The sequence below is a fragment of the Paracidovorax citrulli genome (genome assembly GCF_900100305.1).
Taxonomy (GTDB): Bacteria; Pseudomonadota; Gammaproteobacteria; order Burkholderiales; family Burkholderiaceae_C; genus Paracidovorax; species Paracidovorax citrulli.
The window spans coordinates 31,984-55,890 of the sequence record NZ_FNEY01000028.1 but is presented as its reverse complement, the minus strand read 5'-3'; the positions used below and the strand labels follow the sequence as shown (position 1 = coordinate 55,890).

The window sequence follows — 23,907 nt, the reverse complement described above, 5'->3', positions numbered from 1 at the left end:
TTTCCCGGGGCCGGGATGTGCGCCCGGCGGCGCACCTACTTTCTTTTGCTTCGCCAAAAGAAAGTAGGCAAAGAAAAGGCGAGCCCTGGTGTCTGCGTCCCCCTTCGCCCCGCAGGGGCGAAGGGGGCAGCCTGCGGTGCTCGGTCGCGGGGCGGCGCCGTGGAACTCGCTTCGCGCTGGCGCGCTGCGCTCGGACAACCACGGCGAGCCAGATCACGAAGCAGGCGTGTCCTGCGGCACGCCTGCCCGCCCCGCGCCCTGCGCTCCTCGGCGCAGCCACGAGGGCGGGGTGGAGCATACGGGCCATTGCTTCGCTCGGCCCTTGGTGCGCGAGTGCTGCGCACCGCGCACCGTTTTTCTCGGGGCGGAGCGCTGGGGCTTTTTGCCGAGCGCTGCGATGGCCTGGAGGCCGAGCAACGCGAAGGCCCGAGTGCTCCCCATCCCTGCTGGATGCGACCCCGTTCTTTGGTTACTTTCTTTCGGCGAAGCGAAAGAAAGTGACTCGGCCGCCGGGCCGAGACCCGGCCCCCGCCCTCAAAACAAAAACCCTCAATCCCCCAACAACTCCCCGATAGGCCTCAGATCCTCCACCCGATCGCAGACAGCCTTCACCACCATCATCACCGGAATCCCCAGCAACACTCCCCACAACCCCCACAGCCATCCCCAGGCCAGCACGCTGACGAACACCGCGACGGGGCTCATGCGGCTGGTGCGGCTGGTGAGCCAGGGGGTGAGCAGGTTGCCTACGATGGTGTGGATGAGCAGGGATGCGCCGCCGATGGCCAGGGCCATGTCCACGGTGCCGAACTGCAGGAAGGCGACGAGGGCGGAGGCGCCCGTCACGACGATGGAGCCGACGTAGGGAGCGAGGTTGAGCACGCCGGCCACCACGCCCCAGACGGCCGCGTTCTCCAGCCCGAGCAGGGCATAGGCCACGCCGGTGCCGATGCCCACCAGGACGCTGGTGGCCACCTGCACGAGCAGGTAGCGCTGGATCTGTCCGGTGATGTCGTCGAGCACTTCCATGGTGATCTTGCGGCGCTCGAGGCTCTGGCCCGCGATGCGCACCAGCTTGCGGCGGAAGAGGTTGCCCGAGGCCAGCGAGAAGAAGGTGAGGAAGACCACCACGGTGAGCTGGCCCGCGGCCGATACCAGGCCCACGGTGCCGGTCCATACGTAATCGCGGATGTTGAAGGGCGCGCGCTCGATCACCACGCGCTGCACGCCGCGCCGCGTCTGGGGCGGGATGCTTTCGGTGGCGGCCTGCTCGATCTGGCTGGCGGCCTTCTGCATGGTGTCGAGCGGGCTCGGCCCGCGCATGTTCGTCCGCATGGCATCCCGTACCTTGCGCGCGGCCACGGGCAGCGAGTCCACCAGTTCGGCCGCGCCGTCGGAGAGCGACCAGGCCGTGCCGCCGAGGCCGCCGACGATGCCCAGCAGCAGAACGCCGGCACTGAGCCAGCGCGGGATGTACCAGCGCCGCAGCGCCGTCACGATGGGCTGCAGCGCGATGGTGAGCAGCAGGCTCAACATCAATGGAATGAAGACGGCGCTGGCCCAGTGCAGGAGGGCCACGGCGGCGAAGAGCGCCAGCAGGGCGAGCGACAGGTTGCGCACATCCACGGGCATGTGCAGCACGAAGGGGGGCGGTGGCGAGGCGCCTGCCGGTGGCGGCGGAGGCTCCGCCGGGCCGGGGGCCGGCGCGGGCGGGTCGCCTGCCGGCGGCGAGGCCGGCGGTGGATCCCCGGCGGGCGGTGGTTCGGCGGGCGGGTCGCCCGCGGGCGGCGGCGCGGAGGCACGCATGGCGGTGGCGTCGGGCGGGGAGTCCGGGGCGGGGGCGGAAAGCTGCATGCGCGGATTGTGGCGCGGCCGGAGCCCGTGCGGGCGTAGGCGGGCACCCGGCCATGGCATCGGCGGGGCGCGGTCGGCGCGATGGACGCAGGCGCCAGACTGGGCAGGGAAAGCGCCGTTGTTCCGCCCATTCGCCGGGCGCGCGGCCGTTAGCATCCAGCCATGCATTCCGAGGAAAGGTGCGAGCGCATGACCCCCGTTGCGGAATTTCCGCCGTTTTCGAACGCCCGCCGGAGCGGTCCGGCGCTGGCAGCCGTGCTGTTGTGCACTGCCGGGCTGGCCGGCTGCGCGGCGCCTCCGGACCTGCCGCAGCCCGTGGTGCATGCCCCGTCCACGCAGAAGACGGCGCGGGCCGTGCACCACTGGGACGTGCTGGCCGCCGATGTCGCGGCGCGCACGGCCGTGAAGCTGCGCGAATGGCCCGCGGGGGCGCATCCGATCTACGTGGTGCCGGCGGCGGCCGACGGCCCGGACGTGCCCGGCTTCGTCGCCGGATTCCGGACGCTGCTGATCACCCATCTGGTCGAGCGCGGCCTGGCGCTGTCCACGCAGCCTTCCGGCGTGCGGCTCGCCGTGGACGTCCAGCTCGTGCAGCACGTGGCGCCGCCCGGCGAAGGTGGGCGGCCGGTGCTGCTCGGCGATGGCGTGCGCGTGGCGCGGGACGCCTCCATGGAAAACGGCGACTACCTGCTGGCGGCGCAGCCGGTGGCGGTGCCCGCGGCCGCACGTTCCACGCCGCAGGGCCTGGCGCGCGTGCCGGCACGCACCGAGATCCTCGTCACCACCTCGCTGGAGAGCGAAGGCCGCTACCTGGCCCGCACGAGCGACGTCTATTTCATCGACCAGGCCGACGCGGCCGTGTATCTGCCCCTGCCTCCCGCGCCGCAGGGGTACCCGGCGGCTGCCGGCTCCGCGCCGGCAGCGGTCAGGACCTGGCAAGTGGTGGCGCCATGAAGAACGCAGATTCCATCCTGCGGCAGGCGCCGCGGCGCGCCTGGCTGCGCATGGGCGTGGCGGTGGCCGCCGCGGCCTGCCTGCCGGGCTGCGCCCGCTACTACTATGGTGCCGCCGCGCCGTCCGCCGGCGGCAGCGGCGTGATGGGCGCGCTGGGCATCGGCTCGCCGGCGGAGTCGCTGCTGGAGGCCAACCAGGCCGCGGCCGATGCGCTGCTGCGGCAGGTGCCGCAGCTGGATCCGCGCCAGCCCGTGCTGGTGGCCACGCTGGTGCACATCGACCGGCTGGGCGAGGCGTCGCGCCTGGGGCGCCTTTTTTCCGAGCAGATCGCCGGGCGAATGGTGCAGCGCGGCGTGCGGGTGACCGAGCTGAAAATGCGGCAGAACCTCGCGATGGTGCCCGGGCAGGGCGAACTGCTGCTGTCGCGCGAGGTGCGGGACGTGAGCCGTGCGCAGGCCGCGCAGGCCGTGGTCGTGGGCACCTATGCCGCCACGGCGCAATCGGTGTTCGTGAGCCTGAAGCTGGTGGGGCCCGAGGGCAATGCCGTGCTGGCGGCCCACGACTACGTGGTGCCGGTGGACGACAACGTGCGTATCCTGCTGTCCATGCGGTGATCCAAAAAAAATCCCGGCACAAGGCCGGGACAAGGGGAACTCGCGTTTGGAAAAATGTGCCGGGGCATGGGTCCCGGAAATGCGTACCGTGCCGGCGGGCGGACAGCCGCCGGGCCGCGGGAATGGATCAGTGCAGCATCAGCGCGCCGGCCGACTTGCTCTTGCCGGCGCGGGCCGGAGGATTGCACAGCCCGCAGGTGTAGGCACGTGGATTTTCGTACATTTCGGTGACGAAATGGCCGCCGCACCGGGAACACTTGGTGCGCGTGAGCATACCGGCATCCACGAACTTCACCAGGCGCCATGCGCGGGTGAAAGACAACAGGGGTTCGATCTCGGCCGTGGCGACCTGCTCGCTGTAGAGCCGGTAGGCCTTGGTGAGCAGTTCCACGGAATCCAGGCTCACACCCTTGGACAGGTATTCGTAGATGTTCAGGAACAGGGAGCTGTGGACGTTTTCCTGCCAGGTGAGGAACCAGTCGGTGGAGAACGGCAGCTGGCCCTTGGAAGGCGACTTGCCGGCGATTTCCTTGTAGAGCCGGATCAGGCGTTCGTACGACAGGGAGGTCTCCGACTCCAGCACCTGCATGCGGGCGCCCATCTGGATCAGCATGGCGGCGCGCTCGATCTGCTTGGATTCGTTCAGGACGCTCTTCACGGGGGCGGCAGCTGCGGTCATGGCGGTCTTTCGGAGGCGGATGGGCGGGAAGGTCGGACGGCGGCAGGGAAGGTTCAGAGCACTTCCGACACGCGGCTGGCCATGAGGATGTTGGCGTGCAGCGTGTTGGTGGCTTCGTTGCCGACCTTCTTGGGCGTGTTGTGGTTGGTGAGCAGGCTCCAGACGAGGTTGTCGTCCACGCGGAAGCTGCACAGCAGGGTGTTGCGGGAGGCCAGCTTGAGCACCTGGGCCGCCGAGAGGGAGGCCAGGATGTCCGCGGCGTCTTCGTTGATGCCCAGGCGGAACACGGCTTCGGCCTTGTCCTGGCGGATCAGCGTCTGGGCCAGCATCAGGTAGGTGAGGTTGGCTTCGCGGATTTCAGCGAGAAGTTGTTCCGAGGTCATGGTGCATTCCTTTCCGTTAGCAGATCCCGAGGCCCCTGGCGGTGTGCAGGTGTGTCGCGATCCGTTGAAATGGATTGTGAATTCGGTCCAATCGGAAATTAAGTCGGGGTTTGGAGGTGCGTCGTGTCTCGTCGGCAAGCCGGGCATGTAGGAATTTGCTTTACAGGCCCGCCAGCGGCGCGACAGGAATGCGAGGAACAGCGTGCTGCGCAGGGAGGCGGAGCCGCGCCGGGGCGGCAGCCGCGGCTATCGGGTGGATACGGACTGCCTATGGCTCGGCCGTAGCTCGGCCGTAGCTCGGCCGTAGCTCGGCCGTGGCCCACCGCACGCCGGCGGGTCGCGGCGCGTGTGTCGCCGGCCGGATCCGTGGGGCATGTGTGCGGCCTTGCTGCAGTTCGGGCACCACGAGGCATGGCGGCAGTAATCCCGGTACTTGTCCTCGGCCTCCTGGCGGGTGGCGCCGGGCACGGCGGTGAGCCTCCCTCCACCACCTTCACGTCGCCGGGGTGGCGGCCCGCGCGCACGACCTCCGCGCGCAGGGCGCGGACCAGTTCCCGCGTGGGACAGGTGCCGCGTGGGACAGGTGCCGCGTGGCGGCGGCCATGGCGGGCACGACCAGCACGGGGGCGCTGACCGGCAGCTGCACCGATTCGCGCAGGGTGACATCGGCCGACTGGCCGTAGGTGTCGTACACGCCGACGATGTCGGCCAGGAAGAGGCTGTCGAACAGGCCGCGCTCCAGTTCGCGCGCGAGCCCGGTCCGGTAGTCCAGCGAGTGGTATTCGCCCGACCGGTCGCGGGGATGCGTCCAGAGGCCGTGGTTGATGTGCCCCACCGTGTTCATGCTGAACGCGTTGAGGACGATTGGGCGTGTGCGGTGCGCGCCGGGCATCACAGGGCTCCGTGGCGCGGCGGCCGGGTGCCGTTGAGCACATGGTTGCCCACGGCGTGGTACTTCCACCGCACCGGATCGTGCAGCGTGTGGGTGCGCACGTTGCGCCAGAAGCGGTCGAAGCCGTGTTCCGCGGCGGTGGCGGAGGTGCCGCCCAGTTCCAGCAGCTTGTTGGCAGCCAGCAGGCCAGCGCGGTGGGCGAGCGCGCGGGCCTCGGCCACGGCCACCGAAGCGGCGGCCACCGTGTCTTCATCGGGAGCGTGCCGGGCGGCATCGACGAAGCGCGCCGCCCGGCGCAGCATCGCGCGGGCCGCGCGCAGGCGCAGGTCCACCTCGCCCACGGCGTGCAGGGTGAGCGGGTCGTCCGTGGCGCGCTCCACCTGCGCGTCGATCCAGGGGCGCGCGTGGTCGCGGATGAAGGGCAGGGCGGCCTGCAGCGCCCCTTCGCCAATCCCGAGGTCGATGGCCGCGTGCATGAGCTGCGCGAACGGTCCGATGGCCGTGGGCCGGTCGAAGCTGGCCTGGAACGGCACGATCCATTCGGGCTGCACCGGCACGCCGTCCAGCGCGACCGATCCGCTGCCCGTCACGCGCTGGCCCATGCCGTCCCAGTCGTCCTCCACCGTGATGCCGGGGGCATGGCGCGGCACGAAGGCGATCACGCTCACCTCGCGGCCATCATGGAACTGCTGCATCGCCTGCGTGGGAATCCAGTGCGCGAAGATCGCGCCGGTGCAGTAGGACTTGCGCCCGTGCAGCACCCAGCCGCTGCCCGAGCGCTCCAGGCGGGTGCGGCGCCGGTAGTCCCGGTGGCCGGTTTCGGACAGGGCGTTGCCGAAGCGCTCGCCCTGCAGCACGCGCCCGTGGAAGAAGCGCTGCTGGGCTTCGGTGCCGCCCACGCGCAGCACTTCGAGGGCGTGGAAATGGTTCTGCGGGATGTGGCCCAGCGATCCGTCCGCCGCGGAGACCGTGGCGATGGTCTGCGCGAGCGTCCAGGCGTCGGCGCCCGGACCGCCGTGGGCCAGCGGCACGGTGATGCCCCAGAGCCCGCTGGCACTGTAGGCCTCGATTTCCGTCCAGGGCAGCCGGCGCTCCCGGTCGCGCGCCAGCGCCTGGGGCGCCCATGCGCGGGCGAGCGCGGCGGCGGTGCCGAGGATCTGTGCGGGCGTGTCCAGCACCGGCGGCCGGTGCGCGGGCGCCGGCGGCACCGGCGATGCCGGCGGGGTGGGGCCTGCCTGCTGCAGGGAGTGCCGTTCCTGCGGGGTGTGTGCGGTCATGGGCGGTCTTTGGTCAGTTCCACTGGTGGCGGCGCGGCGCCTGGCCGTTCAGCACGTAGCGGCCGATGAGGTGGTATTTCCAGCGCACGGGGTCGTGCAGCGTGTGGACACGCGCATTGCGCCAGTGCCGGTCCAGGTTGTGGACGGTGCGCGATGCCGAGGCGCCGGCCAGTTCCAGCAGGTGTTCACCGGCGTGCAGCGCGGCCTCCGTGGTCAGCACCTTCGCGCGCGCGACCGCCACCGAGGCCTCGGCGCTGGCGGCGTCCGTGAGCGGTGCCTGGGCTGCTGCATCCAGCAGGTCAGCGGCCTCGGCCAGCACTTCGCGCGCCGCATGCACGTCGATGGCCAGTTCGCCGACCTCGCGCAGGATGTGCGGATCGTCGTGGGCGTGTTCCACGCCGGAGTCCACCCAGGGCCGGGTTTTCTCGCGCACGTAGGCGAGGGCGTCCTCCAGGGCACCCTCGGCGATTCCCAGGTCGATGGAGGCCTGCAGCAGTTGCGAGAACGGCCCCGTCAGCGTGGGCCGGTCCTGCGATGCGTGGAGGGCGACCACGTCGCCATCCTCCACGGGCACGTCCTGCAGCACGACGCTGCCGCTGGCCGTGGTGCGCTGGCCGAAGGCGTCCCAGTCGTCGATCACCTGCAGCCCGGGCGCCGTGCGGCGCACCCAGACCTGCACCGGGCGGCCGGACTCGTCCTGCGCGCGGAAGGGCACCCAGTGCGCGAACAGCGCCCCGGTGGAATAGTGGCGCGTGCCGCTGGCGCGCAGCGTTCCCTGCGCATCCCGCCGCAGCCGCGCCGTCGCATGGTGGACGGCGGCCGCGCGGGCCTTGCGCTCCGGGCCGGCATTGCCCAGCCGGTGCCCCGCCAGTACGTCCGCGAAAATGCGGCGCTGCAGCGACGGGCTGCCGAACTCCACCAGGTGGCGGATGAGCGCATGGTGGTTCTGCGGAATCTGCCCCAGCGACGGATCGGCCGCGCACAGGATGGCGAATACCTCCGCCAGCGTGCGGAACGAGGCGCCGATGCCGCCGTGGGCGCGCGGCACGCCGATGCCGCCGAGGCCGCTCGCGGTGTAGCGCTCGATCTCGTCCCAGGGCAGGCGGCGCTCGCGGTCGCGCGATGCCGCGTCCTGGCGGAATTCGCGCGCCAGCGCGCGGGCGATGTCGAGTGCCTCGGCCTCGCTGGCGATGCGGTGCGGCGTACGCGGCGGCAGCGGCAGCCGTGGTGTGGAGTCGGTGCGGTCATCTTCGGCCCTGGGGCGGTCATGGGCCATTCTCATGACGGTCCCCGCCGCAAGGGAACGAAGATTTCCAGACTAGCTTATGCGTTTCAGCCGCGCTCGACGGGGCGGGACGGATCGCCGCACCACTCGCTCCAGCTGCCCGCGAACAGCGCGGTCCGGCCCAGCCCGGCGACCTGCATGGCCAGCACGTTGGGCGTGGCGCTCACGCCGCTGCCGCACTGGTGCACCACGGTGGAAGGATCGCGGCCCGCCAGCAGCGATTCGAACTCGGCCCGCAGTTGCGCGGCCGGCTTGAAGCGGCCGTCGGGCCCGAGGTTGTCGGAGAACGGGCGGTTCAGCGCGCCGGGAATGTGGCCGGCGACCGGATCGAGCGGCTCCACCTCGCCGCGGTAGCGCGCGGGCGCGCGCGCATCCACCACCGTCTGGCCCGGCTGGCCCAGGGCGGCCTGGACCTCGGCGGCCGTGGCCAGCCGCTGCAGGGGCTCGCCCAGGGCGAAGTTCGCCTGGAAGTGCGCGGGCTCCTCGCCGTGCGCGAGTTCGCCGCCGGCCTGTTCCCAGGCCTGCAGCCCGCCGTCGAGCACCGCCACGGCCTCGTGGCCCACCCACTGCAGCATCCACCAGAGGCGCCCGCAGAAGTTGGCGCCGTTGCGGTCGTACACCACCGCCTGCATCGCGTTGGAAAAGCCCACCGAGGAGAGCCAGGCCGCGAAGCGCTCGGGGTGGGGCAATGGATGGCGGCCGCCGGATACCGGCATGTCGCCTTCCGTCGCCACGATCGTGCCGCCCGCGCCGGGCGCACCGTGCCGGGCGCTGAGCGATTCGTCGAGGTGCGCGTACACCGCTCCGGGGATGTGCGATTCGAGGTACTGCTGGTGCCCGCGCGAAGGATGCGCCAGATCGAAGCTGCAGTCGAAGACCATCAGGGGGGTGCCGCTCGCGCGCAGCGCCTTGAGTTCGTCGGCGGAAATGAGGGTGGTGTAGGCCATGGCGTGTTCAGTCGATGGAGCGTGAGGGAATGGGAAACCGGCGTTCCCGGAAAGTACGGCCGGGCAGGCTCCCATGGTGCGGATTGTGCGGCGTGCGGGGCCTGCCCGGCGTCGGCGCAGGCCGCCAACCGCGTGGCACGACGTCGGCATGCCGCGCCCGTGCCCCGCGCCGGCTCAGTGCTCTTCCGCCGGCGCTCCCGGTGCCGCACGCGCGCGCAGCACCGTGGCGACGATCCCGCTCACGATGATCAGTGCCATGCCGGCCCAGCCGATGGGCGGAATGTCGTCGCCGAACAGCACCACGCTGTACACCCCCGCGAACACGATGCCGGAATACTGCAGGTTGGCGACCACCAGGGTGCCGCGCTGCGAGCCCGCCCGCGCGTAGGCGCGCGTCATGCAGAGCTGGCCGGCGGCGGCCAGGAAGCCGATGGGCAGAAGCCACAGGCCCGGCCAGCCCGGCCAGGCCGAGGCGCCCGTGAGCAGCATGGCCGCGCCGCCCGCCACGGCCGAGCCGACCGCGAAATAGAACACCGTGCGCGTTTCCGGCTCGCCGATGCGCGACAGCGCCATCACCTGCATGTAGGCGAAGGCGGCGGACAGGCCCGACAGCAGGCCGATGAGGCCCGCGAACATCTGGTGCGCGTCCAGGCTGGGGCGCAGCATCATGACCACGCCCGCGAACCCGGCCATCACGGTCATCACCAGCGGGGCCTGCAGGGGCGGGCGCGTGCCGCCGGTGCCGCCCGACGGCCGCCAGGCCAGCAGGGCACCGCCCACGATGAAGGCCGCGATCCACACGCTGCTAATGTAGTTGAGTGTCATGGCCGTGGCGAGCGGCAGGTGCGCGATGGCGTAGAACCATGCGCCGAGCGAGACGACGCCGATCAGGCTGCGCCAGGCGTGCATGCCCGGGTAGCGGGTGCCCAGTCCCACGCCCTGGCGCCGCGCCAGCGCCCAGAGGATGGCCATGCCGATGATGCCCCGGTAGCACACCAGTTCGGCCGCGTTGAAGTGTTCCGATGCCATCTTCACGCAGACCCCCATGCTCGCGAAGAGGAATGCGGCGAGGACCATCCAGAGGGCTTGCATGGGCGTGGAGCGGAAGATGAGGGGCGGGTGGGGGGCGTCCCGCCGATGTTAGGCCAGGCCCGAGGGCCCGGCCCGGAAAGATGGCACGCAAAAGCCCACCTTCCGGGATTCGCGGCGGCCGGGCGCATGCCCGGGCCGCCGCCAGGCGCTCAGTCCCGCGGGACGGCGGCGCCCATGGCGTCCCGGTACCACTCGTGGAAGTGCTGCATGCCGTCTTCCATCGGGCTCTGGTAGGGGCCCACCTCGTTGTCGCCGCGGTCGAACAGCGCCCGGCGCCCCGCATCCATGCGCTCGCCGATCTCGTCGTCCTCGATGCAGGTTTCCATGTAGGCCGCCTGCTGCGCCTCGACGAACTCGCGCTCGAAGGCGGCGATCTCCTCGGGGTAGTAGAACTCCACCAAGTTGAGTGTCTTCGTCGGGCTGACGGGGTGCAGCGTGGACACGGTGAGCACGTGCGGATACCACTCCACCATGATGTGGGGGTAGTAGGTGAGCCAGATCGCGCCGCGCTCGGGCATGCGGCCCTCGCGGTAGTTCAGCAGCACCTCGTGCCATTTCCGGTACACGTCCGAGCCGGGCTTGCCGAACGTGGAGGCCACGCCCACGGTCTGCACGGAATAGTGCTTCTGGAACTCCCAGCGCAGGTCGTCGCAGGTGACGAAGTTGCCCAGCCCCGGATGGAACGGGCCCACGTGGTAGTCCTCCAGATAGACCTCGATGAAGGTCTTCCAGTTGTAGTTGCACTCGTGCAGTTCGACCTTGTCGAGCACGTAGCCGTCGAACGACAGCTCCGAGCGCGGGCCCATGCCGGCGAGGTCGGCGGCGATGTCGCGGCCGTTGTCCTCGAAGAGGAGGCCGTTCCACTCGCGCAGCGGGTAGTTGTTCAGGTTCAGGCAGGGGTCGTGCGAGAAGTGCGGCGCGCCCAGCAGTTCGCCCTGGGGCGAGTACGTCCACCGGTGCAGCGGGCAGACGATGTTCCCCGCGGCGTGGCCCTTGCCGTTCGTGCGCAGGTTGCCCCGGCCCTGCAGCATCACCGCCTGGCGGTGGCGGCACACGTTGGAGACCAGTTCGATGCCACCCTGCGCGTTGCGCACCAGGGCACGGCCCTGTCCTTCCTGCGGCAGCGCGTAATAATCGCCCGGTTCGGGCACGCTCAGCTGGTGCCCCACATAGCGGGGCCCGCGCTGAAAGATGGTGTCCAGCTCGCGCCGGAACAGCGCATCATCGAAATAGCTTGAAACTGGTAGTTGGCTTGCGGCCTGCTGCAGTTGAAGACTTAAATCAGACATGGGTGACCTGACCTAAAGACTCCCCACAGGGAGGGTGCGCGTGCGCACGGGACGTGGAAAAAAACGAAACCGGCCGAGCAAAGTACCCACAGCCGGTTCGACGAAGAAATGGGATTGTAGCCAATGGGGTTATTTCCGCGCCCCTTGTGCGTGTATTGTGTTTTCGTGGCCGGCGTGTGACGCATGCCTGCGCGACGCTGCCGCCGCAGCCATGCGCCTAAAATGGCCCGTTTTACCCGTGCCCGCCGGCGCGGCTGCTTCCATGCCCAAGGCCTCTTCCCCCGCTTCCACCCCCCCGTCCCCCGAGCCCGCGAGTTACGAAGCCGCGCTGGAGGAACTGGAACAGCTGGTGGGCCGCATCGAGTCGGGCCAGTTGCCGCTCGAACAGATGCTGGCCGGCTACCAGCGCGGCGCGCAGCTGCTGGCGTTCTGCCGCGGCCGCCTGGAGGCCGTGCAGGACCAGATCAAGGTGCTGGAGAACGGCACGCTGCAACCGTGGACGCAAGACTGATGGGCACCGCTGCGCTTTCCCCGCACGCCGGCGACGCCGGCTTCGACCTTTCCGCCTGGAGCGCGCAGGCACTGCGGCGTGTCGAGCAAGCCCTGGAAACCTGGGTGCCCGCCGATGCACCGGGCGGCCTGGGCGATGCCATGCGCTACGCGGTGCTGGGCGCCGGAAAGCGGCTGCGTCCGCTGCTGGTGCTCGCCGCGGCCGAGGCAGTGTCGGGCCATGCCGGCGCGGCCCTGCGCGCGGCCTGCTCGGTGGAGCTGATCCACGCGTATTCGCTGGTGCACGACGACATGCCCTGCATGGACAACGACGTGCTGCGCCGCGGCAAGCCCACGGTGCACGTGCAGTTCGGGCAGGCCCAGGCGCTGCTCGCGGGCGATGCGCTGCAGGCCCTGGCCTTCGAACTGCTCACGCCCGAGGACGACGTGCCCGAGGCCATGCAGGCCCGGCTGTGCCGCCTGCTGGCGCGGGCCGCGGGCGCCGACGGCATGGCCGGCGGGCAGGCGATCGACCTGGCCAGCGTGGGCGTCGCGCTGTCGGAAGACGAGCTGCGCCGCATGCACCGCCTCAAGACCGGGGCGCTGCTGCAGTCCAGCGTGCTGATGGGCGCGGCCTGCGGAGCGGTGGCGCCCGCTGCGTGGGACGCCCTGTCGCGCTACGGCGCGGCCCTCGGGCTGGCCTTCCAGGTGGTGGACGACGTGCTCGACGTGGTGGCCGATTCCGCCACGCTGGGCAAGACGGCCGGCAAGGACGCGGCCAGCGACAAGCCCACCTACGTCTCGCTGCTGGGGCTGGACCGCGCGCGCGCCTATGCGGCCGCGCTGCGCGACGAGGCGCACGCCGCCCTGCAGGACAGCGGCCTGGCGGGCACGCGCGTGCTGGCGGCGCTGGCCGACATGGTGATCGACCGATCCCGCTGAGACTGGGGGCCGGACCGCGCCGCGTCCCGCCCCGTTCCCCGGCGCATGCGTGCCGGCGCCACCCAACCAAGAGCAATATGTCCACGAATTCCTTCCCTCTCCTGCAGACCGTGAACGACCCGGCCGACCTGCGCCGCATGTCGCGCGCCCAGCTGAAAGAGCTGGCCGCGGAGTTGCGCGCATTCGTGCTGGACAGCGTGTCCAAGACGGGAGGGCACCTCAGTTCCAACCTGGGAACGGTGGAACTCACGGTGGCGCTGCACACCGTGTTCGACACGCCGCGCGACCGCCTCGTGTGGGATGTGGGCCACCAGACCTATCCGCACAAGATCCTCACCGGCCGGCGCGACCGCATGCCCACGCTGCGCCAGCTGGGCGGCCTCTCGGGCTTTCCCCAGCGCACGGAAAGCGAGTACGACACCTTCGGCACGGCCCACTCCAGCACCAGCATTTCCGCGGCGCTCGGCATGGCCATGGCCGCCCGCCAGCGCGGCGAGGACCGCCGCGCCGTGGCCATCATCGGCGACGGCGCGATGACGGCCGGCATGGCCTTCGAGGCGCTGAACAATGCCGGCGTGGCCGACGCCAACCTGCTCGTCATCCTGAATGACAACGACATGAGCATCAGCCCGCCCGTGGGGGCGCTCAACCGCTACCTGGCACAGCTCATGAGCGGGCAGTTCTACGCGGCCGCGAAGAACGTCGGCAAGACGGTGCTCGGGCCCGTGCCGCCACTGCTCGAACTCGCCAAGCGCTTCGAGCAGCAGGCCAAGGGCATGGTGTTGCCGGCCACGCTGTTCGAGAAGTTCGGTTTCAACTACATCGGCCCTATCGACGGGCACGACCTCGATTCGCTCATTCCCACGCTGGAGAACATCAAGGGCCTGAAGGGCCCGCAGTTCCTGCACGTGGTCACGAAGAAGGGGCAGGGCTACAAGCTGGCCGAGGCAGATCCCGTGGCTTACCACGGCCCTGGCAAGTTCGACCCGAGCGTGGGCCTGACCAAGCCCGCCACGCCGCCGAAGCAGACCTTCACGCAGGTGTTCGGGCAGTGGCTCTGCGACATGGCCGCGCAGGACGACCGGCTCGTGGGCATCACGCCGGCCATGCGCGAGGGCTCGGGCATGGTGGAGTTCGAGAAGCGCTTCCCCGGCCGCTACTACGACGTGGGCATCGCCGAGCAGCATGCCGTGACCTTCGCCGCGGGCATGGCCTGCGAGGGCGTGAAGCCGGTGGTGGCGATCTACTCCACCTTCCTGCAGCGCGCCTACGACCAGCTCATCCACGACGTGGCGCTGCAGAACCTGCCGGTGGTGTTCGCGCTGGACCGCGCAGGCCTCGTCGGTGCCGACGGCGCCACGCACGCGGGTGCCTACGACATCCCCTTCGTGCGCTGCATCCCGAACATGAGCATCGCCTGTCCGGCGGATGAGCGCGAGTGCCGGCAGCTGCTGTCCACCGCCTACGCACAGGACCATCCCGTGGCCGTGCGCTATCCGCGCGGCAGCGGCGCGGGCGTGGCACCCCTGCCGGGGCTGGAGGGGCTTCCCTTCGGCAAGGGCGAGGTGCGCCGCACCGGGCAACGCATCGCGATCCTGGCATTCGGCACGCTGCTCTATCCCGCGCTGCAGGCCGGCGAGACGCTGGACGCCACGGTGGCCAACATGCGCTGGGCCAAGCCGCTGGATACCGCATTGCTGCTGGAGATCGCGGCCGGGCACGACGCCCTGGTGACGGTGGAAGAGGGCGCCGTGCTGGGCGGTGCGGGCAGCGCCGTGTGCGAAGCGCTGAATGCCGCCGGCATCCAGAAGCCCGTGCTGCAGCTCGGCCTGCCGGACGTGTTCATCGAGCATGGCGACCCGGCCCGCCTGCTCGCGCTGCAGGGTCTCGATGCCGAGGGCCTCGTGCGCTCCATCACGGCGCGCTTCGGTCCCGCCGCCGGCTGATGCATGGCGCCCGGCCGCACGGCCGGGCCGAACCCCACCGAACGAACCGCGCGGCAAGCTTGCAGAAGGCTGAAGGGCCGCCCGCGCGGCTTTTTCTTTCGCGGGAAAACCCCCAACGGCCCGCAGTGGCCCCTTCCTACAATCGTTTCCGGCTGAAACAGTCCGTCCCGGCCGCCCCGTGATCCGGAGCCCCGCGGCCGTTCGCTCGCAAATCATTACCGGAGACCCATCCATGGATCGTCGTTCCATCCTCAAGCACGCTGGCATCGCCGGCGTGCTGGCGGCCGGCGCAGCCCCCGCTGTGCACGCCCAGGCCAGCATCCGCTGGCGCCTCGCGTCCAGCTTCCCCAAGTCGCTCGACACCATCTATGGCACGGCGGAAGTGTTCTCCAAGAAGGTCAGCGAAGCCACCGGCGGCAAGTTCCAGATCTCCGTGCATGCCGGCGGCGAACTGATGCCCGCCTTCGGCGTGGTGGACGGCGTGCAGAACGCCTCCGTCGAGATGGCGCACACGGCGCCTTACTACTACTACGGCAAGGACCCGACGTTCTGCCTGGGCTGCGCCGTGCCCTTCGGCCTGAACGCGCGGCAGATGAACGCCTGGATGTACGAGGGCAACGGCCTGAAGCTGATGCGCGAGTTCTACGCCAAGTACAACATCATCAGCTTCCCCGGCGGCAACACGGGCGCGCAGATGGGTGGCTGGTTCCGCAAGGAGATCAAGTCCGTCGCCGACCTCAAGGGCCTGAAGTTCCGCACCAACCCCTTCGCGGGCAAGGTGCTCGAGCCCTTCGGCGTGATCCCGCAGTCCATTCCCGGCGCCGACCTGTATCCGGCGCTGGAAAAGGGCACGATCGATGCGCTGGAATGGGTGGGACCGTACGACGACCAGAAGCTGGGCTTCAACAAGGTCGCGCCGTTCTACTACTACCCCGGCTGGTGGGAGGGTGGCCCGCAACTGGACTTCTACATCAACACCAAGGCCTGGGAAGGCCTGCCGGCCGAGTACAAGGCCGTGGTGGAAGCCGCCGCCTCGCACGCGCACGTCACTATGCTGTCGAAGTACGACGCGCGCAACCCCGTGGCGATCAAGCAGCTCGTGGGCTCGGGCACCAAGCTGCGGCCGTTCACGCAGGACGTGATGAACGCGGCGTTCAAGTCGGCGCAGCAGATCTACGCGGACCTGAACAACACCAATCCGGAGTGGAAGAAGGTCTATACGGATTACGCCAAGTTCCTGGCGGACGAGAACGCGTGGTTCCGGTTCACGGAAGGCACGTTCGATCGATTCATGCAGGCGCAGAAGCTCTGAGCTGGTTGCCGGGTACAAGAAGAAGCTACGTGTTTCTTTGGGGCGGCCTTCGGGTCGCCTTTTTTCTTTTTGGAGGTGGTTTTTTCCCGGGGCCGGGATGTGCGCCCGGCGGCGCACCTACTTTCTTTTGCTTCGCCAAAAGAAAGTAGGCAAAGAAAAGGCGAGCCCTGGTGTCTGCGTCCCCCTTCGCCCCGCAGGGGCGAAGGGGGCAGCCTGTGGTGCTCGGAGGCAAGGCGCGGCTGCGGAACTCGCTGCGCGCTGGCGCGCTCCGCTCGGACAACCGCAGCCAGTCAGATCACGAAGCAGGCGTGTCCTTCGGCACGCCTGCGCGCCTTGCCTCCTGCGCTCCTCGGCGCAGCCACGAGGGCGGGGTGCCGTACACGGGCCATTGCTTCGCTCGGCCTTTGGTGCGCGAGTGCTGCGCACCGCGCACGATGTTTTTTGGGGGCCGAGCGCAGCGACGGCCCGGATCACCCCTTCTGGTTGCGCCTGGGGCGCGCAGGGGGTGGGGTGGCGGGCGTGCCGCAGGACACGCCCGCTTCGTGAACTGACTTGCCGTGGTTGTCCGAGCGCAGCGCACGGAGTGCGCGCAGCGAGTTCCACGGCACACCCCACCCCCGAGCACCTCAGGTTGCCCCGTTCGCCCTTTGGGCGAACGGGGTCGCGTCCAGCAGGGTCGCCCTTTCTTTGGTTACTTTCTTTCGGCGAAGCGAAAGAAAGTGACTCGCCCGCCGGGGCGAAATCCCGGCTCCGGGAAACAAACCCTCAGCGAGCCTGTGCCTCAGGCGGAGAAGAGGACAGGGCCGAAGGCACAGCCCCCACCCTCACCACACTCTCCCCGAACGCCACCAGCAACCCCGCATCCGCCGCATGCACCCACGTGATCCCCCCGCCCTTGCGCCGCAGCAGGATGCGCGGCGCGATGACGGCCTGGAACCACGGCCAGTGCACGATCTTGAAGCTGGCCACGTCGGCCGCGCGCACCCGCTTGTCCCAGAGCCATGTCTGCACGATCACGCCACCGTCTTCGGTCGAACGGAAGCGCGTGCGGCTGAAGACCATCCACCAGCCCATCCAGCCGATCAGCACGGCCGCGATGCCGAAGGTCGCCAGGGCGGGAAAGGTCCATTGCGCGTTGCGCAGCGCGGGGATGGACCAGAGCGCGAAGGCCGCCAGCCCGCCCACGATGGCCACGGCGAGCAGCCGCACCAGGGGCGGGAAGGCGGCGCTTTCGATGTCGATGGCGGCCCTGCCGTTGCCGGGCGTGGGCTGCTGCCCATGGTGCTGCGTCATCGCGGCGTGCTGGCCGCGCCTTCCGGCGCCGCCGGCTCGGGCATCGGTTCCGGCATCGGTTCCGGCATCGGCATCGCGGGCTCCGCGCCCGGGGCGTCCGAGGCGCCGTCCGCGGGTTTGCCGGTGCCGAAGGGGTCGTCCATGTTGATGGTCGGTTCCGCCGAGCTGTCCGCGGGCATGTCGAGCTGCACCTTGTCCAGATCGACCACCTTTTCCTTGTCGAGGAAGATGGTCACGGTCTGCGGGAAGAAGATCACGATCGCCACGAGGATCAGCTGCATCACCACCCACGGGATGGAGCCCATGTAGATGTCGCTCGATTTCACCGGCCGGTCGATGCGCTTTTCCTTGAACAGCGTGTCGGCGATGCCGCGCAGGTAGAAGAGGGCGAAGCCGAAGGGCGGGTGCATGAAGCTGGTCTGCATGTTCACGCACAGCAGCACGCCGAACCACACGAGGTCGATGCCCAGCTTGTGGGCCACGGGGCCCAGCAGCGGCAGGATGATGAAGGCGATCTCGAAAAAGTCGAGGAAGAACGCCAGGAAGAAGATGAAGAGGTTCACCACGATCAGGAAGCCGATCTGGCCGCCCGGCAGGTCGCTGAGCATGTGCTCGATCCAGATCGCCCCGTCGACGCCCTGGAAGACCAGCGAGAACACGCGCGAGCCGATCAGGATGAACACCACCATGGCGGTGAGGCGCATGGTGCCGTCCATGGCTTCCTTGATGAGCTTCCACGTCAGCCGCTTGTGGATGGCCGCGAGGATCAGCGAGCCCACGGCGCCCATGGCGCCCGCCTCGGTGGGCGTGGCGATGGCGTGGTCCATGAACGGCAGGCCGCCCATGGAGCCGAGCACCGCGAAGATCAGGATGGCCGAGGGGATGATGCCACGCAGGCATTTGCCCCAGAGGGCCCAGCCGTGCAGCGTGCGCGCCGATTTGGGCAGGCCGGGCACGTATTCGGGGCGGATGCGGCCCAGCAGGAAGGTGTAGATCGCGAAGATCAGCACCTGCAGGATGGCGGGACCCCACGCGCCCTTGTACATGTCGCCCACCGAGCGGCCGAGCTGGTCGGCCATGACGATCAGCACCAGCGAGGGCGGCACGAGCTGGGTGATGGTGCCCGAGGCGGCCAGCACGCCGGTGGCGTAGCGCATGTTGTAGTTGTAGCGCATCATCACGGGCAGCGAGATCATCGCCATGGCGATCACCTGGCCGGCCACGGTGCCGGTGATGGCGCCCAGGATGAAGCCCACGATGATGACCGAGTAGCCCAGGCCGCCGCGCACGGGGCCGAAGAGCTGGCCCATGGAGTCGAGCATGTCCTCGGCGAGGCCGCATTTCTCGAGCACCGCGCCCATCAGCGTGAAGAACGGGATGGCCAGGAGCAGGTCGTTCGACAGGATGCCGAACATGTTGATCGGCAGGTTGGCCATGAAGTTGGCCGGGAACCAGCCCATCTCGATGGCGAAGAAGCCGCTGAACAGGCCCAGGGCCGCGAGCGAGAACGCGACCGGAAAGCCGATCAGCATGATCACGATCAGCCCCGCGAACATGATCGGGGCGAAGTTTTCCATGTGCATGGGGAGAGTCTTCCTGGAGAAGTCGGGTCGGTCGGCGCTTTTTGTCGATGCGTTTACTGCACCGGCTTCTCGTAATGGGTGCTGATCTGCAGGTGCCCCGTCAGGTAGGCCACGCGCTTGACGATCTCGGCCAGGCCCTGCAGGAAGACCGCGCCGAAGCCCACGGGCAGCAGCAGCGCCGCGGGCCAGCGGATCAGGCCGCCGATGTTGCCCGACATCTCCTTGGTGACATACATGTTCCAGAAGAACGGCCACGTGAGCCAGGTGAGCAGGCCCATCACGGGCAGCAGGAAGAAGATGAGGCCGAACAGATCGACGAGGACCGGCCCGCGGCCGCGCAGCTTGCCGTAGATGATGTCCACGCGCACGTGTTCGTTGAGCTTGAGCACCACCGGCGCGCCGAGCATCACGGTGGTGCCGAAGAGGTACCACTGGATCTCGAGCCACGCGTTGGAGCTGAGATCCAGCCCGTAGCGCACCAGGGCGTTGCCCGCGGAAATCAGGGCGGCGGCGAGCACGGCCCAGCCCGCGATCTTGCTGAGCCTGGTGGAAACCCAGTCCATGCCCCTGGCCAGTTGGAGGAGTCCTGTCACGCTTGCTGTCTCCTGTCGTTCACGTTGTTCGATGGATGCGCGCGGCAGGAAGAAACCACGGCGCCGCGCCCGCCCGGGATTAAAGCGGATCGTACGGCGCCTGGGCTGAGAAAAGGCTGACGCGGGGGGCTGGGGTTTTCCCGTGCGTGGCGGTGCGCAGCAGGCCGGGGGCGCAGGGCGGCAGCCCGCCGGCACCGGTGGATTCCATCCTGCGGCAGGATCGGCGGGGCGGCCGGAGCGTCCGGAGGGGAAATGAAAAAGCCGGCCCGGGGCCGGCGTCGTTCAGGGTCGCGGATCCCGGGGCGGCAGCCTGTCCGCGCCCGCGGGCGGTTCGCGCCGCCGGCGCGGCCACCACTGCTCGATGCACTCGGCGGCCCGGTCCCGCCCGCCCAGGCCGAAGGCCAGGGCCAGCGCGAAGACCACGCCCGCCAGCAGGATGAGGAAACTCTGGCGCACGATGTCGCCGCCGATGCCGAGCTGGTCCAGCGCGATCAGCACCGAGAACACCACGATGGCGTACTGGGCCGCCTTGCCCGGCAGGGCCGTGTCGGCCATGCCGGCGCGGCGCAGGTACGCGGAGACGAGTTCGCCGACCACGCGGCCGAAATACGTGCCCAGCACCAGGATCAGCAGCGCGACGAAGAGGTTCGGGATGAACCACAGCACGCGGCTCAGGAGGGCGGTGACGTAGCTCAGGCCCAGGCTGTTGAAGGCGACCAGCAGGGCCGCCAGCAGCACCAGGCCGTACGCCAGCAGGCCGAAGATGGCCGTGGCGTCGCGGCGCGAGCCGGCCTGCCGCAGGAAGTCGTCCAGGCCCGCGCGTTCGGTGAGCACGTGGAAGTTGATGGCGCGCAGCCCGCGCGTGACCGCGAAGCGCACGGCCTTCGCCACCAGCCAGCCCGCCGCGAGGATGAGCAGGGCGAAGAGCAGGCGCGGCAGGTAGGCGCCGAGCTGGAAGAGGAAGGCACGGGCCGGTTCCAGGTGGATGGATAGGTTGTCCATGGGAAGAAGCCTCGGGGATCGGTCGGTGGCGGGAAAGCGGCGGCGCCGTCAGGCGGGGGTGTCGGGCAGGTTCGGCGTGGGCGTGGGCGCCGCGGCCGCGCCGATCAGCGCCAGGATGCCCTGCAGCGGCACCTGGGCCCAGTCCACGCGGTTGCCCAGTTCGTAGCGGAGTTCGTAGAGCGCCTTCTCCAGCTCGAACAGGGAGATCAGGGCGGGATCGGCCGCAAGGCCTTCCGCCGCGTAGGCGGCCAGGAAGGCATCGCGGACCTGGTGCTCCCAGTGCCGCGCGGCCTCGTCCAGGCGCACCATCTCCTCGGTGGACTGGGTCATGTGCTTGAGGGCGGCCCAGCGCGCGTAGTTGAACGAGCGCAGCATGCCGGCCACGTCGCGCAGGGGCGAACTCTTGGCGCGGCGTTCCTCGAACGGCCGGCCGGGTTCGCCTTCGAAATCGATGATGACGAAATCATTGCCCGTCACCAGCACCTGGCCCAGGTGGTAGTCGCCGTGGAAGCGGGTCTTGGTGCCCGCGGGCGCGTCCGCGCCGCCGGCCGCGAGGCGCTCCATGATGAGGGCGCGCCGCGCCAGCACCGCCTGGGCGTCCGTCTGCGCCGCGGGCGGCAGTTCGTCCAGGCGCTGCTCCAGCAGGACGAGCGTGTCCTCGGCCTCGGCGCGCGCGCGCTGGCCGAAGGCGGCCACGTCCTGCGTGGTGACGGGTTCGGGGTCGAAGGCGGCATCGCCGGTGCGCCGGGCCAGCGCCTGGTGCAGTTGCGCCGTGCGCTGGCCCAGGGTGGCGGCCAGGGCCAGATAGCCGCCGTGCATGTCCGCCACGGGGCCGGCCGCCTGCGCCAGGCGTGTGTCTTCGAGGAAGCGCTCCAGGTAGCCGAGCGTGTACTCCCATCCGTCGCCCTGGTTGGCCACATAGGACTGCACCAGCGCGAGCGTCATGGTGGCGCCGTCCGGCGCCACGTACTCCACCGATCCCGCCACCGGCACGCAGTGCGGGAAGCGGGCGACCTCCGTGAGGAAGCGGCCGACCTCCAGTTCGGGATTCACGCCCTCGCGCAGGCGGCGGTAGCCCTTGAGGAACAGGGTTTCGCCGAGGGCGACCACGGTGTTGCTGCTCTGGGCGCCGGGGCGCTCCACGGGCAGCGTGTCCAGTTCCGCGGCCAGCGCGTCGAAGGCCGAGGTGCGCCGGAATCGCACCCGTCCGCCCTGGTCGGTGGCGAGTTCGGTGCCTTCGCCCATGGCACGCACCACCATGCGGCAGAAGGACTCGTCGTGGAAGGCATCGCCCATCACGCCCACCTGGGCCTGCTGGCGCACGCGCGCCACGCCGGCCGGAGAGATGCGGCGCATGCGCTCCTCGCTGCCTTCTTCCCAGGCCAGGGCCAGGGGCACGAAGTAGGTCGCGCCCGCCCCCTGGGCGCCGCCGGGCTTCGCGGCCGGCTCCACGCCCAGCAGCGGCAGCATCCATTCGCAGCCTTCGCCGGCCTTCCAGACCGTGTGGTCCAGGATGCGCGCGCCGGCGATGGTCGCGCCCTTGTCCGCATACCAGCGCTGCAGCTCGATGAAGCGCGGCAGGGTGTCGTCCTCGAATTGCGCGCGCATGCGCTCGGCCATGCCGATGCGCCAGGGCATGACGCGTTCGCGGAAGAAGCTGGTCCACCCGTCGAACAGCACGAGCACGGGCCTTTCCTGCAGGTCCAGGCCCTCCTGGTGCCATGAGGGCATCGGGGCCTCGTTGGAGAGGCGGAACCAGTAGAAGCCGTAGGAGTGCAGGGTGAGCAGGTAGGGCAGGTCGCCGATGGGCGGGAAGGTGACCCGACCCAGCATCTCGATCGGCGTGCGGCCCCGGTAGGCCGACAGGTCCAGCTCCACCGGCTGGGCGGCGCGCGAGAGGTTGAACACCGTGAGGATGACGTCGTCCTCGTGTTCGCTCACGTACGCCAGGATCTTGCGGTTGCCGGGCTTGAGGAAGGTGCGGCGCCCGCGGCCGAAGGCGCGGCTGGTCTTGCGCACGGCCAGCATGCGGCGTGTCCAGTGCAGCAGGGAGCTGTGGTCGCCCGACTGGGCCTCCACGTTCAGCGCCTCGTAGCCGTACACCGCGTCCATGATGGGCTGCAGGTAGAGCCGCTGCGGGTCGGAGCGCGAGAAGCCGCCGTTGCGGTCGGGCGACCACTGCATGGGCGTGCGCACGCCGTTGCGGTCCCCCACGAAGACGTTGTCGCCCATGCCGATCTCGTCGCCGTAGTAGATGATGGGAGAGCCCGGCATGGACAGCAGCATGCCGTTCATGAGCTTGACCCGGTCCAGGTCGTTCTCCATCAGCGGCGCGAGCCGGCGGCGGATGCCCAGGTTGATGCGCGCGCGCATGTCGGCCGCGTACATGCTGTACATGTAGTCGCGTTCCTTGCTGGTCACCATCTCCAGCGTGAGCTCGTCGTGGTTGCGCAGGAAGATGGCCCACTGGCAGCCTTCGGGGATGTCGGGCGTCTGCTGCAGGATCTCGACGATGGGGTGCCGGTCTTCCTGGGCGATCGCCATGTACATGCGCGGCATCAGCGGGAAGTGGTAGGCCATGTGGCACTCGTCGCCGTCGCCGAAATACTCGCGCACGTCCTCCGGCCACATGTTGGCCTCGGCGAGCAGGAAGCGGTTCCTGTATTCGGCGTCGATGGCCGCGCGCAGTTTCTTGATGACGGCGTGCGTCTCGGGCAGGTTCTCGTTGCTGGTGCCGTCGCGCTCCACCAGGTAGGGAATGGCGTCGAGCCGGAAGCCGTCCACGCCCATGTCCAGCCAGAAGCGCATGGTCTTGAACACGGCTTCCAGCACCAGCGGGTTGTCGAAGTTCAGGTCCGGCTGGTGGCTGAAGAAGCGGTGCCAGTAGTACTGCTTGGCCACCGGGTCCCAGGCCCAGTTCGAGGTTTCGGTATCCGTGAAGATGATGCGCGTGCCCCGGTAGATCTGGTCGGTATCGCTCCAGACGTAAAAGTCCCGCTCGGGGGAGCCGGGCGGGGCCCGCCGCGCGCGCTGGAACCAGGGGTGCTCGGACGACGTGTGGTTGATGACCAGCTCGGTGATCACGCGCAGGCCGCGCGCGTGCGCGGCGTCGAGCATCTCCTTGAAGTCCGCGAGGGTGCCGTACTGCGGATGCACGTTCTCGTAGTCGGAGATGTCGTAGCCGTCGTCGCGCAGCGGCGATGGGTAGAACGGCATGAGCCAGATCGTGTTGACGCCCAGGTCCTTCACGTAGTCCAGCTTGGCGGTCACCCCCTTGAAGTCGCCGTAGCCGTCGTTGTTGCTGTCGAAGAACGCTTTCACGTTCAACTGGTAGATGACGGCGTCGCGGTACCACTGGGGGTCGCCCTGCGTGTCGATCTCCGGGGTTTCGGGCATCACCACGGGGCCCGGCTCGGGCAGCGGCCCGGCGGCGGCGGCGTCCGCGGCCGGGAGGGGTTGGCGCAGCAGGGGAGCGTTCATG

General features: G+C 69.6%; 19 protein-coding genes and 1 pseudogene. 6 read left to right on the top strand and 14 right to left on the bottom strand.

What is annotated here, in order from left to right:
• Window positions 1-549 precede the first annotated feature (549 nt).
• Window positions 550-1,854 carry an AI-2E family transporter gene (locus BLR99_RS17345; protein ID WP_011795127.1) on the bottom strand — a complete coding sequence of 435 codons (1,305 nt, stop codon included), beginning with the start codon at window positions 1,852-1,854 and terminating at the stop codon, window positions 550-552.
• Window positions 1,855-2,043: 189 nt separating this feature from the next.
• On the opposite strand from BLR99_RS17345, the gene BLR99_RS17340 reads away from it, so the two are divergent.
• Together BLR99_RS17340 and BLR99_RS17335 are read left to right on the top strand one after the other, a co-directional pair.
• Complete coding sequence (locus BLR99_RS17340) at window positions 2,044-2,808, top strand: hypothetical protein (protein ID WP_011795128.1); 765 nt, start codon at window positions 2,044-2,046, stop codon at window positions 2,806-2,808.
• Complete coding sequence (locus BLR99_RS17335; RefSeq protein WP_011795129.1) at window positions 2,805-3,422, top strand: FlgO family outer membrane protein; 618 nt, start codon at window positions 2,805-2,807, stop codon at window positions 3,420-3,422. The genes BLR99_RS17340 and BLR99_RS17335 overlap by 4 nt, the downstream gene beginning before the upstream one ends.
• Before the next feature lie 127 nt (window positions 3,423-3,549).
• On the opposite strand, the gene flhC is transcribed toward BLR99_RS17335, so the two are convergent.
• From flhC to BLR99_RS17295, 8 genes and pseudogenes are all read right to left on the bottom strand, one after another.
• The gene (gene flhC / locus BLR99_RS17330) at window positions 3,550-4,101 is read right to left on the bottom strand and encodes a flagellar transcriptional regulator FlhC (RefSeq protein WP_011795130.1); all 552 of its coding nucleotides are present in this window, start codon (window positions 4,099-4,101) and stop codon (window positions 3,550-3,552) included.
• Window positions 4,102-4,154: 53 nt separating this feature from the next.
• Window positions 4,155-4,484 carry a flagellar transcriptional regulator FlhD gene (gene flhD, locus BLR99_RS17325; protein ID WP_013595547.1) on the bottom strand — a complete coding sequence of 110 codons (330 nt, stop codon included), beginning with the start codon at window positions 4,482-4,484 and terminating at the stop codon, window positions 4,155-4,157.
• A 562-nt stretch (window positions 4,485-5,046) separates the two neighbouring features.
• Window positions 5,047-5,376, bottom strand: a pseudogene (locus BLR99_RS23180) (dibenzothiophene desulfurization enzyme A); the annotation flags it as partial.
• Window positions 5,376-6,653, bottom strand: coding sequence for an SfnB family sulfur acquisition oxidoreductase (locus BLR99_RS17315; protein ID WP_011795133.1), 1,278 nt, complete (start codon window positions 6,651-6,653; stop codon window positions 5,376-5,378). The gene BLR99_RS17315 and the pseudogene BLR99_RS23180, both read right to left, overlap by 1 nt.
• Before the next feature lie 13 nt (window positions 6,654-6,666).
• Window positions 6,667-7,929 carry an SfnB family sulfur acquisition oxidoreductase gene (locus tag BLR99_RS17310; RefSeq protein ID WP_074687396.1) on the bottom strand — a complete coding sequence of 421 codons (1,263 nt, stop codon included), beginning with the start codon at window positions 7,927-7,929 and terminating at the stop codon, window positions 6,667-6,669.
• 56 nt (window positions 7,930-7,985) lie between these two features.
• Window positions 7,986-8,885, bottom strand: a complete 900-nt coding sequence (locus BLR99_RS17305) for a sulfurtransferase (protein WP_011795135.1) — start codon at window positions 8,883-8,885, stop codon at window positions 7,986-7,988.
• Window positions 8,886-9,059: 174 nt separating this feature from the next.
• On the bottom strand, window positions 9,060-9,977 hold the full coding sequence (locus BLR99_RS17300) for a DMT family transporter (RefSeq protein ID WP_074687395.1): 918 nt from the start codon (window positions 9,975-9,977) through the stop codon (window positions 9,060-9,062).
• A gap of 149 nt (window positions 9,978-10,126) precedes the next feature.
• Window positions 10,127-11,266 (bottom strand): aromatic ring-hydroxylating oxygenase subunit alpha, encoded by a 1,140-nt coding sequence (locus BLR99_RS17295; RefSeq protein ID WP_074687394.1) that lies wholly within the window; start codon window positions 11,264-11,266, stop codon window positions 10,127-10,129.
• A gap of 262 nt (window positions 11,267-11,528) precedes the next feature.
• On the opposite strand from BLR99_RS17295, the gene xseB reads away from it, so the two are divergent.
• The 4 genes from xseB to BLR99_RS17275 all read left to right on the top strand — a co-directional run bounded on the left by xseB (window position 11,529) and on the right by BLR99_RS17275 (window position 15,955).
• Window positions 11,529-11,777, top strand: a complete 249-nt coding sequence (gene xseB / locus BLR99_RS17290) for an exodeoxyribonuclease VII small subunit (RefSeq protein WP_017439337.1) — start codon at window positions 11,529-11,531, stop codon at window positions 11,775-11,777.
• The gene (locus tag BLR99_RS17285) at window positions 11,777-12,697 is read left to right on the top strand and encodes a polyprenyl synthetase family protein (RefSeq protein ID WP_011795139.1); all 921 of its coding nucleotides are present in this window, start codon (window positions 11,777-11,779) and stop codon (window positions 12,695-12,697) included. Before xseB ends, BLR99_RS17285 begins: the two co-directional genes overlap by 1 nt.
• A 77-nt stretch (window positions 12,698-12,774) precedes the next feature.
• Entirely contained in the window at window positions 12,775-14,643 is a 1,869-nt protein-coding gene (gene dxs / locus BLR99_RS17280) for a 1-deoxy-D-xylulose-5-phosphate synthase (protein ID WP_011795140.1), read from the top strand.
• Between the two features lie 232 nt (window positions 14,644-14,875).
• Entirely contained in the window at window positions 14,876-15,955 is a 1,080-nt protein-coding gene (locus BLR99_RS17275; RefSeq protein WP_046059670.1) for a TRAP transporter substrate-binding protein, read from the top strand.
• Between the two features lie 765 nt (window positions 15,956-16,720).
• Here BLR99_RS17275 and BLR99_RS17270 read toward each other — a convergent pair.
• The 5 genes from BLR99_RS17270 to treS form a co-directional block, all read right to left on the bottom strand.
• Window positions 16,721-17,248 (bottom strand): hypothetical protein, encoded by a 528-nt coding sequence (locus tag BLR99_RS17270; protein ID WP_011795142.1) that lies wholly within the window; start codon window positions 17,246-17,248, stop codon window positions 16,721-16,723.
• Entirely contained in the window at window positions 17,245-18,831 is a 1,587-nt protein-coding gene (locus tag BLR99_RS17265) for a TRAP transporter large permease (RefSeq protein WP_011795143.1), read from the bottom strand. The genes BLR99_RS17270 and BLR99_RS17265 overlap by 4 nt, the downstream gene beginning before the upstream one ends.
• A 53-nt stretch (window positions 18,832-18,884) precedes the next feature.
• On the bottom strand, window positions 18,885-19,424 hold the full coding sequence (locus tag BLR99_RS17260; protein ID WP_011795144.1) for a TRAP transporter small permease subunit: 540 nt from the start codon (window positions 19,422-19,424) through the stop codon (window positions 18,885-18,887).
• A gap of 282 nt (window positions 19,425-19,706) precedes the next feature.
• On the bottom strand, window positions 19,707-20,426 hold the full coding sequence (locus BLR99_RS17255; RefSeq protein WP_011795145.1) for a mechanosensitive ion channel family protein: 720 nt from the start codon (window positions 20,424-20,426) through the stop codon (window positions 19,707-19,709).
• 48 nt (window positions 20,427-20,474) lie between these two features.
• Window positions 20,475-23,906, bottom strand: coding sequence for a maltose alpha-D-glucosyltransferase (gene treS, locus BLR99_RS17250; RefSeq protein WP_048857300.1), 3,432 nt, complete (start codon window positions 23,904-23,906; stop codon window positions 20,475-20,477).
• Window position 23,907: the final 1 nt, after the last annotated feature.